The organism is Stenotrophomonas sp. GD04145, assembly GCF_029835135.1.
GTDB classification, from domain to species: domain Bacteria; phylum Pseudomonadota; class Gammaproteobacteria; order Xanthomonadales; family Xanthomonadaceae; genus Stenotrophomonas; species Stenotrophomonas maltophilia_P.
Map to the genome: position 1 here is coordinate 1 of NZ_JAODZG010000017.1, position 13380 is coordinate 13380.

Here is a 13380-nt window from a genome sequence, read left to right on the forward strand (position 1 = left end):
GTAGCGCCGGGCCATGCCCGGCGGGTGTTGCGCGCAGAAAAAACCCCGGCCTCGACGCCGGGGTTTTTCATTCCATCACCCGGGCCGTCAGGCCTTGAGGCTGGCCATGTCGATCACGAAGCGATAGCGCACATCGTTCTTCGCCATGCGCTCCCACGCGTGGTTGACATCCTTGATGTCGATCACCTCAACATCGCTGACGATGTTGTGCTCGGCGCAGAAATCCATCATTTCCTGGGTCTCGGCCATGCCGCCGATGGCCGAGCCGGTGACGTGCTTGCGGCCGAAGATCACGCTGGCACCCATCAGGGGCGGGTCCAGCTCGGTGATGACGCCGACCAGGCACATGGTGGCATCGCGCTTGAGCAGGCTCATGTACGGGTTGGTGTCATGGCTGACCGGCACGGTGTTGAGCAGGAAGTCGAAGCTGTTGGCGTGCGCCTTCATCTGCGCCGGATCGCGCGAGACCAGCACCTCGTCCGCGCCCAGGCGCTTGGCGTCGGCGCCCTTTTCCGGGGTGGTGGTGATCATCACTACGGTGGCGCCCATCGCCTTGGCAAACTTCACGCCCATGTGGCCCAGACCGCCCAGGCCGATCACACCCACCTTCTGGCCGGGGCCGACCTTCCAGTGGCGCAGCGGCGAGTAGGTGGTGATGCCGGCGCACAGCAGCGGCGCGGCGGCCTTCAGGTCCAGCGTCTCGGAGACCTTCACCACGAAGCGCTGCTCGACCACGATGTGGTCGGAGTAGCCGCCCATCGTCAGCTCACCGGTATTGCGGTCGCGGCTGTTGTAGGTATAGGTCGGGCCCTTTTCGCAGTACTGCTCAAGGTCGTGGTCGCAGGCATCGCAATGGCGACAGGAATCCACCATGCAGCCGACGCCGGCGATATCGCCGACGCTGAGGCGGGTGACGGCCGGACCGACTTCGACCACGCGGCCGATGATTTCGTGGCCGGGAACCATCGGGTACTCCGCGCCGCCCCAGTCGTCGCGGGCCTGGTGCAGGTCGGAGTGGCAGATGCCGCTGTACAGCACTTCGATGCGGACATCGTTGGCGCCGACAGCGCGGCGTTCGAAGGTGAAGGGCTCGAGCGGAGCGGTGTTGGTACGCACCGCATAACCATGGGCGAGGGACATGGGGAATCCTTGGCGGGTTTGTGGAAAGGCGTTTTACAATACGCCCCTCATACCCGCCCACAAAGCGTGGATATCGGCATGATTCATCAAGGCAGACTGCACAATCATGGCCACTGACAATCTCACCCACCTGGCCGCCTTCGCGGCGGTGGCCCGCCACCGCAGCTTCCGCCGGGCCGGCGCCGAGCTGGCCCTGTCGACCTCGGCGGTGAGCTATGCGATCCGGGCACTGGAAGAGCGGTTGGGGGTGGGCCTGTTCCATCGAACTACCCGCAGCGTGGCCCTGACCGAGGCCGGGCAGCGCCTGCTGGACCGGTTGCAGCCGGCGCTGGGCCAGGTGCACGAGGCGCTGGAGGAAATGAACCAGTTCAGGGACAGCCCGACGGGCCTGCTGCGCATCAACGCGGCCCGCGCCGCAGTGCCGACCCAGCTCGGCCCACGCCTGACCCGCTTCCTGCGCGCGCACCCCGATGTGCGCCTGGAGCTGACCGAGAACGATGGGCTGGTGGACATCGTTGCCGAAGGCTTCGATGCCGGCGTGCGGCTGCATGAGTTCGTGCCCGAGGACATGGTGGCCGTGCCGTTGGGCCCGGCCCTGCACGGCATGATCGTGGCCTCGCCCGGGTATCTGCGCCAGCACCCGGCACCGCAGCATCCCCGCGACCTGCTGCAGCACGAATGCATCCGCTTCCGCTTCGCCAGCGGTCACCTGTACAAGTGGCAGTTCGACCGCGATGGGCAGTCGCTGGAAATCGACGTGCGTGGGCGACTGACGCTGAGCGAGCAGACCACCATCATGCGCGCGGTGCTGGATGGCTTCGGCCTGGCCTATGTTCTCGAGGATGCCGCGCGCCCGCACATCGAGGCCGGGCGGATGGTGGCGGTACTGCAGGACTGGAGCGAACCGTTTCCCGGCTTCGTGCTGTATTACCCCAGGCAACGGCAGATGGCGTCGGCCTTGCGCGCATTCGTGGACATGCTGCGCGAATAGATCCATGCCTGCGCGGACGCTGCCTGTCGAGGTAAAGTGCGTGCCGATCCAATCACAGGGACGTTCATGCATACGCTTGCCGAGATCGAACTGGCCACCGGCCAGACCTTTCCTGCTCTCTACCACCGGCTCGATGCAGAAGACCGGCTGAGCTGGGGGGCGACCCATCCGCAATGGGCGCAGGTGTGCCTTCCGGAGCTGCAACCGGTACCGCCGATTCTGCTGTATGCGCAGGATTACGAGCCGCTTGAGCGTGGCGAACTGCTCGAGGCCTGGCAGGAGCTGACTGCAGAGGATCACTACAACCCATTGCGCGAGGATCTGCAGCTGCTGCCGTTCGCCCGCACGGGGGCCGGTGACAGCTACTGCTTCTGGACCAATGCGCCGGGCTGCGACGAGCCGCCGGTGCTGCTGGTGTGGCACGACGATGATCGCGCTGACGTACTGGCCCGCAACCTCCAGGATTTCCTGTTCCGCAAGATGGTGGAGGCAGTGGCGGACTACGAGGCCCCCTACACGCTGTTGTCGCACGGTGACCTGGCCGACAATCTCCAGCGCTGGCTGGGCTCGCATCGCGCGTGGCTGCGGGACGACCAGGCCACTGCGCTGGAGGCCCTGTTTGCACGCAGCGCAGAGATCGAGCAGCGAGAGATCGATGAGGATCAGGCGCAGGCGCTGCTGCAGCAGCTGATCGGATTCGAGCGGCTGGACGAATCATTCGCCTACGTGCGCTGATGCTGGCGGCGGGCCCGGTGCATTCCGCCGATCAATCCAGCAGGGCGTCGTAGCCGGGGCCGGTGAACTGGATCAGGCAGAAGCCGTGCCCGAACGGATCCGCCAGTACTGCGATGCGCCCCCATGAACGCTCGCGTGGCGCCTGCTCGAGCGCCGCGCCTGCCGCCAACGCCTGGGCAAGCGCGGCGTCGAGGTCCTCCACGATCCAGTCGATGTGCAGCGGGGTCCAGTGACGTTCGTAATTCCGCACGTCACCGTCGACGGTGGCCGCGCTGCCCGCTTCGTTCTGCAGCAGATAGAGCGGGGTCGGGCCGCCCAGCAGTTCCAGCACCTCCGGGCCGAGACGGCGCCCGGCATGGAGGCCGAAGGCGCGTGTGTAGAACGCCTCGGCGGCCGCGAGGTCCGGAACGTCCAGATTGATGATGAAGGGGATCATGGCCCGGGCCCTGCGTTGTGCCAGGCACCATGCGCCGATGATTCCCGTCGATCAAGAGGGTGCGCGGTTTGAGGCAGCGCGTCGCGGAAAGGCGCCGGCGATCGTTCTAGACTCGAGCGATCGAACCTGCATGGGAGTGGCTCTGATGGGACTGCGCGAATGGGGGAGGGGAGCCGCACTGGCCGTGCTGCTCGCAGCCACTGGCGTCGGCATCGCGGATGCGCGTGACAGCCAGGCACCGGTGATGTCCGGCAATCCGATCCTGCCGGGCTGGTACGCGGACCCGGAGGCGGCCGTATTCGGCAGCACCTACTGGATCTTCCCCACGCGCTCCCGGCCCTATGCAGAACAGGTTGCCTTCGATGCCTTTTCGTCGCCCGACCTGGTGCACTGGCGCCGGCACGACAGCGTGCTGTCCATCGAGAACATTCCCTGGGCCAGGCAGGCGTTGTGGGCACCCTCGGTGGTGGCCAACGACGGGCGCTACTACTTCTTCTTTTCCGCCAATGACATCCAGAACGACGGCGAGACCGGTGGCATCGGCGTGGCCGTGGCCGACCAGCCCGAAGGGCCTTACCGCGATCTGCTCGGCAAGCCACTGGTGGGCGCGTTCCACAATGGAGCGCAGCCGATCGACCAGTATGTATTCAAGGATGACGATGGTGCCTGGTACATGATCTATGGCGGCTGGAAGCACGCCAACATCGTGCGCCTGAAGGCGGATTTCAGCGGCCTGCTGCCCTGGGACGACGGCACGCTGTTCAAGGAGATCACGCCGGCGCCGGAGTACGTGGAAGGTCCGCTGATGTTCAAGCGGGGCGGTCGCTACTACTTCATGTGGTCCGAAGGCGGCTGGGGCGAGCCGGACTACTCGGTGGCCTATGCGATCGCCGACGCGCCGACCGGGCCGTTCACACGCATCGGCCGGGTCCTGCAGCAGGACCCGGCCATCGCGACCAGCGCCGGGCACCACTCCCTGATCCACGCGCCCGGCGATGACACGTGGTACATCGTCTACCACCGCCGGCCGCTCGACCAGACCGACCGCAATGCCCGCGTCACCGCGATCGATCGCCTGTACTTCGACGCGCAGGGCCGCATCCTGCCGGTGAAGATGACGCACGAGGGCGTACCCGCGCACCGCCTGCGCTGAGGCGCAGGATGTACCTTTCCGCCACCTGTGTATACTATCCCCCAGTATAGTTCCTGGGTCACCCTGCCATGCCACACTCTCCCGAAGAGAAGAAGAAGGTCCTGGCCCGCGTGCGCCGCATCCGCGGCCAGTGCGATGCACTGGACCGTGCGCTGGAAGCCGGCGCCGACTGCGGGCCCGTGCTGCAGCAGATCGCCGCCATCCGCGGGGCGGTCAACGGGCTGATGTCCGAGGTGATGGAAGCCCACCTGCGCGAAGAGTTCGGGCAACCCGCAGCGTCCGATGAACAGCGCGCCGAGCGCGTGCGCGAGATGAGCGGGCTGATCCGCTCGTACCTGAAATAAGCAACGGCGCAGCATAGCGTCGTCCATCTGTTACTGCCTGTCTTTGGAGAATCCCGCCATGAAATCCCGTGCCGCCGTCGCCTTTGCTCCCGGCCAGCCGCTGCAGATCGTCGAGATCGACGTCGCCCCGCCGAAGGCCGGCGAAGTGCTGGTCAAGATCACCCACACCGGCGTCTGCCACACCGATGCGTTCACCCTGTCAGGGGATGATCCGGAAGGTCTGTTCCCGGTGGTGCTGGGCCATGAAGGTGCCGGCATCGTGGTGGACGTAGGCGAGGGCGTGACCAGCGTCAAGCCGGGTGACCACGTGATTCCGCTGTACACCGCCGAGTGCGGCGAATGCCTGTTCTGCAAGAGTGGCAAGACCAACCTGTGCGTGTCGGTACGCGCGACCCAGGGCAAGGGCGTGATGCCCGATGGCACCAGCCGCTTCAGCTACAACGGCGAGCCGATCTATCACTACATGGGCTGCTCGACGTTCAGCGAGTACACAGTGGTGGCCGAAGTCTCGCTGGCGAAGATCAATCCGCAGGCGAACCCGGAACATGTCTGCCTGCTCGGTTGCGGTGTCACTACCGGCATCGGTGCGGTGCACAACACGGCCAAGGTGCAGGAAGGCGACAGCGTGGCAGTGTTCGGCCTCGGCGGAATCGGCCTGGCCGTGATCCAGGGCGCGCGCCAGGCCAAGGCCGGCCGCATCATCGCGGTGGATACCAATCCGTCCAAGTTCGAGCTGGCGCGTGAGTTCGGTGCGACCGACTGCATCAATCCGAAGGACTTCGACAAGCCGATCCAGCAGGTCATTGTTGAAATGACCACCTGGGGCGTGGACCACAGCTTCGAGTGCATCGGCAACGTCAACGTGATGCGCGCGGCGCTGGAGTGCGCGCACCGTGGCTGGGGCCAGAGCGTGGTGATCGGCGTGGCCGGCGCCGGCCAGGAAATCTCCACCCGTCCCTTCCAGCTGGTCACCGGCCGCAAGTGGATGGGCACGGCCTTCGGTGGCGTCAAGGGTCGCAGCCAGCTGCCGGGCATGGTGGAGGACGCGATGAAGGGCGACATCGAACTGGCGCCGTTCGTCACCCACACCATGGATCTGGACGGGATCAACGATGCCTTCGATCTGATGCACGAAGGCAAGTCGATCCGTTCGGTCGTGCACTACTGAGCCATCCCGGGTGGCAGGCCGTCAGGGCTGCCACCCTTCTGGAGAGACACCATGGAACGCATCGAACATCGTGCCTGCTTCGGCGGTTGGCAGGACGTGTACCGTCATCCCTCGTCCACGCTGGGCTGCGACATGCAGTTCGCCGTTTACCTGCCGCCGCAGGCGGAAACGCAGGCGCTGCCGGTGCTGTACTGGCTGAGCGGACTGACCTGCACCGAACAGAACGTCATCACCAAGGCGGGCGCGCAGCGCTATGCGGCCGAACATGGCGTGATTCTGGTCGCGCCCGACACCAGCCCGCGTGGCGACGATGTCGCCGACGCGGAGGGCTACGATCTGGGCAAGGGTGCCGGCTTCTACCTCAACGCCACCCGCGAGCCGTGGTCCAAGCACTACCGCATGCATGACTATGTGGCGCAGGAACTGCCGGCGCTGATCGAGGCGAACTTCGCGGTGACCGGGGCACGCGCGATCAGTGGTCACTCGATGGGAGGTCACGGTGCATTGGTGGTCGCGCTGCGCAATCCGGGGCGTTACCGCAGCGTGTCGGCATTTTCGCCGATTGTTGCCCCCAGCCAGGTGCCCTGGGGACAGAAGGCGTTCCAGGCCTATCTGGGCGACAACCGCGCCGACTGGGCCGCGTGGGATGCCTGCGAACTGATCGCTGCGGCCAGCGAACCCTTGCCGCTGCTGGTGGACCAGGGCGGGGCCGATGAGTTCCTGCAGAGCCAGCTGCAGCCGCAGCGCCTGCAGCAGGCCTGCGACGCCGTCGGCCATCCGCTGACCCTGCGCCTGCAGGATGGCTACGACCACAGCTATTACTTCATCGCCAGCTTCATCGGCGAGCACATCGCTCACCACGCCCGCGCGCTGCACGGCTGAATAGCCCGCGTGACAGCTGCGGTCCCGGGGACGCAACCGCGCATGCCCCGGCGCGACGGAACGCCTGCGTCGATGTAGCGCCGCGCCATGCCCGGCGCAGGGGCAGGGGAAGCAGGTGTGGCGTGGATCACGCCTCCATGGCGGCCTGTCGCGCTATCGTGCGTGCAGACAGGCTTGCGCAGTGGGGGATGCATGCCGGTAGTGCTGGCGCTGCTGTACGTGTTCGGCCATGGCCTGGTCGTGGCCCTGTTGCCGGGGCCGGCAGGCCTGGGTTCGTTCGTGTTCCTCACCGGCGCTCCGCTGCTGGCCGCCGCCGCATGCCTGTGGCGCGCGCGTGCGGATCGCGCCGCGCTGGGCTGGCGTGCGATCGCGCTGGCACTGCTGCTGTGGGCGGGGGGCATGGGCATCAACATGCTCGATGCACTCAGTGCCGACCGCCCCGACATCACCCCGGGCGCCAGCCTGCTGCTGTACGTGCTGTATGGCGTGCCGCTGGTGTTCATCCTGGCCCGCTCGCGGCGGGAGCGCTGGGCCATCAGCGTGATCGACGGAATCATGGCGGCCCTGCTGGGCGTGCTGTTCTTCGTGCATACCCAGTCATTTGCCGACCATGTCGGCATCGACGACCAGGCGCTGGCCAACATGCAGCGCATGTTCGATATCCAGAACCTGTGCATCGCTGTCTTTGCCATCGTGCGCTGGGCGTCCTGTGATGTCCCGGAGCGACGCAGCGTGTTCCGCGCGCTGGCGCTGTACGCGCTGGCCTATCTGCTGGTGGCCTACTACATCAACCACTTCACCTCCGAACAGTCTTTCGGCGCCTACAACGATCTGCTGATCGACGTGCCGTTCCTGTTGCTCGCGCTGCTGGCACTGCGGCGGTCGCCGGCTACCGGATTCGTGCTGCAGCCGCGGCTGGCCCGGCTGGTGCAGGCCGGCGGCCCGATCATCCTGCCGCTGCTGTTGCTGGTGGTGGGTACCCTGGTGGTGGACCATGCCAGGCCCCTGGCATTGGCTGGATTCGTTCTGGCCACGTTGGGCTTCAGCCTGCGCAGTGCGCTTCTGCAGATCGATCTGCTGGAACGGCAGGCCGGGCTCGACCAGCTCGCGCGCCAGGATGGCCTGACCGGCGTAGCCAACCGCCGCCAGTTCGATGCCGAACTGCAGGCCGAATGGAACCGGGCGCGGCGGAGCGGCAGCGAACTGGCGCTGCTGCTGGTCGATATCGATCATTTCAAGGCGTTCAACGATGCCCATGGTCATCCCGCCGGCGACCGTTGCCTGCAGGCCGTGGCGGCGCTGCTGCAGCACAGCGCCGGGCGTGCGGGCGACAGCGTGGCGCGTTACGGCGGTGAGGAATTCGCGGTGATCGTGCCCGGCACGGCGTTGGACGGCGTGCAGGCGTTGGCCGAGCGACTGCGACGCGCGGTGGAAGCGCTGCAGCTGCCGGAAGGGCGGGTCAGCATCAGCGTCGGCATCGCATTCCTGCATCCACCGGCAACAGCCGATGCCGGACAGCTGCTCGCCGATGCGGACGCGGCGTTGTATGCGGCCAAACGCGCGGGACGCAATCGTGTGGTGATGCAGGGCGAAGCGCCGGCCGGCGCAGACCGCCGCTAGACCCCGCCCCCGCGCATTCGCCAGGGGAACGGGGCTCCGCTGCCGGTGGCTGTCGCCCGCGGACGCGCCTTCGTCGGCGGTACCCGCACTTCGTCGCACCGCGCTGGCGATCACGCGGGAGCTGGTTCACCGTCACCCACCAGTGTGGAGAGGAGCAGACATGCACAGAACCCTGGTGTCGCTGGCCGCGTGGAGCGCGATGGCCTTCAGTGCGCAGGCGGTCGCGGCCACGGCGGCGTCGCCTTGCGCCGCTGCGAGCTACCGGATGGCCGATGGCAGTACGCTGGACATCGGCCCGGGTGCGGGCGATCAGCTGCGCTGGCGCACGCCAGATGGTCGCAGCGGCGCACTGCAGCGCACCGCGGGCGATGCCTGGACCAGTACCCGCGGCTGGACCGGGCAGCCGGACGGGCACCGGATGGTGCTCACGGACTGTGGGAAGCGCGGCATCAGCGTCGATGGAATGAAGGGCGAGCGCATTCCGCTGCGGCAGATCGACACCCGTTTCAGCGGTGCCGGCGCAACGCTGCAGGGGCGGCTGACGCTGCCTCCGGGCGATGCGCCGGTTCCACTGGTGGTGCTGGTGCATGGTGCGGAGAACAGCTCCGCGCTGGAGCGCTACTCGCTGCAGCGCGAGTTCGCCAGTGCCGGCATCGCCGTGTTCGCGTACGACAAGCGGGGCACGGGACGCTCTGGCGGGCGGTACACTCAGAACTACCTGACCCTGGCCAATGATCTGATCCTGGCCACGCGCGAAGCACGCCGGTTGGCGGGGGCACGTGCGCAGCGGGTCGGCTACCAGGCCGGCAGCCAGGGTGGCTGGGTGGCGCCGCTGGCGGCACGCATCGAGCCTGTGGATTTCATCGTGATCAGCTTCGGCCTGGCGGTCTCGCCGCTGGAGGAAGACCGCGAGGCGATCGCTTTCGACATGCAGCGGGCCGGCCAGGACGCAGAAGCCACTGCGCAGGCGATGCAGATCGCCGATGCGGTGGCGACCATCGTCGAGAGCGGATTCACCGAGGGATTCGATGTACTGGCGGAGGTGAAGCAGCGTTACCAGCATGCGCCCTGGTTCCCTGCGGTACGCGGGAACATTACCGGGTATCTCTTGTCGACTCCGGAGGTGACTGCACGCGAGCAGGGGCCACGGTTGCTGGACGGGGTGCCGGCCCATTACGACCCTTTACCGGTGCTCACGCATCTGCAGGTGCCGCAGTTGTGGATCTTTGGCGGGCAGGACCGCGATGCACCGCCGGGAGAGACGCTCAGGCGTCTTGCGGTTCTGCAGGGCCAGGGACGGCCGATCTACACGGCCGTGTATGCAGACGCCGATCATGGCATGTACGAGTTCGAGCTGGATGCGGCCGGGGAACGTGTATCGACACGGCAGCCGGCCGGGTACTTCCAGCTGATGACGGACTTCATCCGTGGCGATGCGCTGCGGGCCGAATACGGCCAGGCCCGCCCCACGTCCGCGCGATGAGGGCTTCGACGGGCGAAGCCCAGCAGACGCCAGCGCGTTCGCCGCTCAACGCACGTCGCGCAGTTCCCAGTGATGGCCGGCCAGCAGACGCAGGCGCTGCTTGAACACATCGCTGTCGATGCGGGTGGTGGCCACCAGGTTGATGCGCAGGTCCTTCTGCTCACCGGTTACGGTGGCGTCCGGGTCGGTCACGCCCCACTGCGGCTCCACTGCATCCGGATCGGGTTGCTTGGCTTTCCAGCGCTCGAACAGCGCGCCGCTGCGCAGGGCGTCCTGCAGTTCTTCGGCAAAGCCGGCGGCGCCCTGCGAATGGAAGGACAGGTCGGGGTCGTTGCCGCGGGCCTTGGACGGGTCGGGAAGGCTGATGTGGTACTGCGCAGGCATGGTGATCTCCTTGAAGTGCGGCAAGGCTGGCATAGACGCGGTGCAATGCTTGTGTACATCCGGCGCACCTGCATGCAGGCGTCGTCTGCCCTCATTCGAACCGATGCGGCCCATCGGCAAAGCCCACGGTAACGGCGCCCTTGCCGACGTTGACCATGCCGGTCAGGCTCATCACCGATTCGTACACGGTGACGCCGTGGGTGGCGCAGACGTCCGTCAGCTGCGCATAGCCGGGCAGGGCGCGCAGCTCCTCCAGCTCACCGCCATAGCTGACGCAGACTGTCGGTGTCATCAGTCCACTGCGCACGCGCTGGCCGACCACAGCGAAGAGCTTCTGCACGGCATTGTCGAAGCCCTTGATCTTGGCCACCGGGCCGGTCTCACCGCGGTAGCCGTGCAGCACCGGCTTGATGTCCAGTGCGCTGCCCAGCGCGGCACTGAGCAGGCCGACACTGCGGTCGCCCTTGTGCCGCGCGCGGGCCCGCATGTAATACAGGTCACGGGTGACCATGTAGCCATGCACGTTGCCGGCCAGTTCCTCCAGCCGCTCGCGGATCTGCTGCACGCTGGCGTTGCTGTCGCGCAGGCGAACCGCTTCCACCGCCGTCACCGCCTGCGCGGCGAACAGGTTCTGGGTGTCGAGCACGCGCAGCGCGAAGGGCGAGTTGTAGCCCGCGGCCTGCCGCACCGGCTTGTAGTCGTTGAGGATGGCGAAGCTGGCCTGCAGGGCGTTGTCGTGGATCGGGCTGCGGGTCTTGGTGATGGTCATGCAGAAGACGTGGTCGTAGTCGATCACCAGCTGCTGCAGGAACAGGTCACGGATCTGGTTGACGCTGAAGGGGATGGTCTCCGCCTCGGCACCATGTTCGGCCACGTGTGCGTGCAGGAAGCTGAGCGTGGCCTGTTCATCGCGGTGGTCGGCGAGTACGGCTTCGCCGATCCGTACGGTGATCGGGAGCAGCACGATGTTGTGTTCGGCAATGAACGCCTGCGGCAGGTCGCAGGCCGAGTCGACGACGATTCCGATGCGCATCCGCGGCTCCCCCTCCAGGGCGGTTGTTGGTTCGGAAGTGTGAAAAATATCTCAAAACGGGAGCCCGCGCGCGAGGGAAGCGCAGGCGCCCTGTTCAGCGTCTGCGCTGTACCGCGATCGGCAGGGCCTCCACCCGCTGCCATTCCGGCTGCTTCAGCAGGTCCGGATCGGCCAGCACAGCGGCCATCAGCGGGTGCGCGTCATTGCCCCAGAACAGCTCGTCGCCGATGGCCAAGGTCGGTACGCCGAACACGCCGGCCGCGAGCGCAGCCTCGGTGTTGCGCCGCAGCTGCTCCTTGACCTCTGCGGTTGCCGTGGCGGCCGCCACATCCGCGATGCCCAGCCGCGCGCCGGGTTCGCGCAGCGCCTCGGCGCTGTCGGCGGCGTTGCCCTCGCGCCAGATCCAGTCGAACAGCACGTCCACGGCCTGCGCGCCGCCGCCTGCGGCCAGGCACAGCCGCAGAGCGGCCAGCGGGTTGAACGGGTGGGCAGGCGGGAAGCGCAGCGTCACGCCTTCCGCCTGCGCGTTCCAGAGCAACTGGCGGTAGATGAAGCGCCGCTTGGCCGGGATCTCGGCCGGGCCGAGATTGCCAAGCTGCTGCAGCACCGCCCCGAAGGCGATCGGCACCGGCTGTACCTGTGCGAACTGGGGAAGTTGCTTGACCTTCTGCCAATGCAGGTAGGAGTAGGGCGAGACGAAATCGAAGTACCAGTGCAGCGGGGCCATGGGGCTTTCCTCGTCGGTCAGGGCTGCGCGTTGCGCTGCAGATAGCGGTCGCGCAGGTCGGTCTGGCGCGAGCGCATCGGCATCGGCCGCCCGCCCATCCAGACCTGTTCGGCATAGTGCGCCACATCCAGCGGGTCGCCTTCCCACAGCACCAGGTCGGCGCGCTTGCCGGGCTCGATGCTGCCGATCTGGTCGGCCACCCCGAACGCCTGTGCGGGAACCCGGGTCAGGCCTGCCAGCCCGTCGGCCCAGGGCAGGCCATGGGCTACCGCATTGCCTGCGAGCTGGCGGATCTTGCGTGCGTTGTGCGAGGCATCGCCACGTTGCACGAAGCTGACGGGCACGCCCGCACGCTGCAGTCGTGCCGCGTTTTCCAGGGTGGCGCCGATCTGGTCGAAGCTGGCCGGCAGGTTGGCCAGCACGTCGACGAATACCGGCACCCCGGCCGCAGCCAGCTCCGGCGCAAGCTGCCAGGCTTCGCTGGCTCCAGACAGGGCGATCTTCACCTTTTCGCGTGCAGCCCAGCGCAGCAGCTGGCGGATATCGGCAGCGCGATCGATTTCAACCACGATGCGGCCCTGGCCGGCCAGATAGCGCGACAGTGTGCGGCGACCGGCCGGTGTCAGCACGGCGTGCGGTGAATCGGCGGCGACCTGGCCGCGCGCTTCATCCACCATCTGCTGCAGCAGCATCCACTGTGCTGCACGCGAATGACCGGTCAGTTCCGACGCTGCGGCGCCCAGCCGCAGGAACAGCGCACGTGGACCCAGCGGGTCGGCGCTGCCATCGAGCCGCATCACCCCGCCCTGGCCCGCCACGAAGCCACCGCCGGTGACGGCGCCCAGCGCGGTGAAGCCGATGCCCTCCAGTCGCGCCACCGGAATGAGCACCGACGCGGGGTTGTAGGCCAGGGTCACGTCGAACTCCGGACGCAGCGGTTGCTCGCCGATCTTCAGGCTGCTGTCGACCGTACTCGCTTCTCCCGAGACTTCCTCGATGCCGATCTCGGCGATGCCACCGAACAGCGCGGGCGTGAGCGGGCGGCCATCGGCTTCAACCACGGTCGTGCCGGCCGGTGCGGCCAGACCCATACCCACGGCACGGATGATGCCGCCCTGCACCAGCACATCGGCGTGCTGCAGGCTGCCGCGTGCGCTGGCGGTGTGAACCGTTGCGCCGCGCACCAGCAGATCCTGTGCCGATGCCGTGCCGGTGATGCCTGCCAGCACCATGATCGCAGCGCCGAGCCATGCCCGGTTGCGGCTGGAAGACCTTGCCATCTGC

14 protein-coding genes are annotated in these 13380 nt (G+C 67.2%); 8 read left to right on the forward strand and 6 right to left on the reverse strand.

What is annotated here, in order from left to right:
* Positions 1-87: 87 nt before the first annotated feature.
* A complete protein-coding gene (locus N7367_RS10635) occupies positions 88-1140 on the reverse strand; it encodes an NAD(P)-dependent alcohol dehydrogenase (protein WP_053517445.1) in 1053 nt (350 codons plus the stop codon).
* 106 nt (positions 1141-1246) lie between these two features.
* Here N7367_RS10635 and N7367_RS10640 point away from each other — a divergent pair, with 106 nt between their 5' ends.
* Together N7367_RS10640 and N7367_RS10645 are read left to right on the forward strand one after the other, a co-directional pair.
* Positions 1247-2131, forward strand: a complete 885-nt coding sequence (locus N7367_RS10640; protein ID WP_065181739.1) for a LysR family transcriptional regulator — start codon at positions 1247-1249, stop codon at positions 2129-2131.
* 66 nt (positions 2132-2197) lie between these two features.
* Positions 2198-2866, forward strand: a complete 669-nt coding sequence (locus N7367_RS10645; protein WP_279942359.1) for an SMI1/KNR4 family protein — start codon at positions 2198-2200, stop codon at positions 2864-2866.
* A 31-nt stretch (positions 2867-2897) separates the two neighbouring features.
* Here N7367_RS10645 and N7367_RS10650 read toward each other — a convergent pair whose 3' ends face one another.
* Entirely contained in the window at positions 2898-3302 is a 405-nt protein-coding gene (locus N7367_RS10650; RefSeq protein ID WP_279942360.1) for a VOC family protein, read from the reverse strand.
* Positions 3303-3432: 130 nt separating this feature from the next.
* Between N7367_RS10650 and N7367_RS10655 the strand changes: the two genes are divergently transcribed.
* The 6 genes from N7367_RS10655 to N7367_RS10680 all read left to right on the forward strand — a co-directional run bounded on the left by N7367_RS10655 (position 3433) and on the right by N7367_RS10680 (position 9952).
* Positions 3433-4455, forward strand: a complete 1023-nt coding sequence (locus N7367_RS10655; protein ID WP_241685994.1) for a glycoside hydrolase family 43 protein — start codon at positions 3433-3435, stop codon at positions 4453-4455.
* 68 nt (positions 4456-4523) lie between these two features.
* Positions 4524-4799: a metal/formaldehyde-sensitive transcriptional repressor gene (locus N7367_RS10660; RefSeq protein WP_053517440.1), complete on the forward strand. Its 276-nt coding sequence runs from the start codon at positions 4524-4526 to the stop codon at positions 4797-4799.
* A 58-nt stretch (positions 4800-4857) separates the two neighbouring features.
* Complete coding sequence (locus N7367_RS10665) at positions 4858-5967, forward strand: S-(hydroxymethyl)glutathione dehydrogenase/class III alcohol dehydrogenase (RefSeq protein ID WP_164152833.1); 1110 nt, start codon at positions 4858-4860, stop codon at positions 5965-5967.
* Between the two features lie 51 nt (positions 5968-6018).
* Positions 6019-6849 carry an S-formylglutathione hydrolase gene (fghA, locus tag N7367_RS10670; protein WP_279942361.1) on the forward strand — a complete coding sequence of 277 codons (831 nt, stop codon included), beginning with the start codon at positions 6019-6021 and terminating at the stop codon, positions 6847-6849.
* A 192-nt stretch (positions 6850-7041) separates the two neighbouring features.
* Positions 7042-8469 carry a GGDEF domain-containing protein gene (locus tag N7367_RS10675; RefSeq protein ID WP_279942362.1) on the forward strand — a complete coding sequence of 476 codons (1428 nt, stop codon included), beginning with the start codon at positions 7042-7044 and terminating at the stop codon, positions 8467-8469.
* 160 nt (positions 8470-8629) lie between these two features.
* Positions 8630-9952, forward strand: a complete 1323-nt coding sequence (locus N7367_RS10680; RefSeq protein ID WP_279942363.1) for an alpha/beta hydrolase — start codon at positions 8630-8632, stop codon at positions 9950-9952.
* A gap of 45 nt (positions 9953-9997) precedes the next feature.
* On the opposite strand, the gene N7367_RS10685 is transcribed toward N7367_RS10680, so the two are convergent.
* The 4 genes from N7367_RS10685 to N7367_RS10700 form a co-directional block, all read right to left on the reverse strand.
* Positions 9998-10336, reverse strand: a complete 339-nt coding sequence (locus tag N7367_RS10685) for a hypothetical protein (protein WP_053443843.1) — start codon at positions 10334-10336, stop codon at positions 9998-10000.
* Between the two features lie 91 nt (positions 10337-10427).
* Positions 10428-11369, reverse strand: coding sequence for a DegV family protein (locus N7367_RS10690; RefSeq protein ID WP_053517434.1), 942 nt, complete (start codon positions 11367-11369; stop codon positions 10428-10430).
* Between the two features lie 94 nt (positions 11370-11463).
* Positions 11464-12096 carry a DsbA family protein gene (locus tag N7367_RS10695; RefSeq protein ID WP_065181734.1) on the reverse strand — a complete coding sequence of 211 codons (633 nt, stop codon included), beginning with the start codon at positions 12094-12096 and terminating at the stop codon, positions 11464-11466.
* A 17-nt stretch (positions 12097-12113) separates the two neighbouring features.
* Entirely contained in the window at positions 12114-13376 is a 1263-nt protein-coding gene (locus tag N7367_RS10700) for an amidohydrolase family protein (protein ID WP_279942364.1), read from the reverse strand.
* Positions 13377-13380 lie beyond the last annotated feature (4 nt).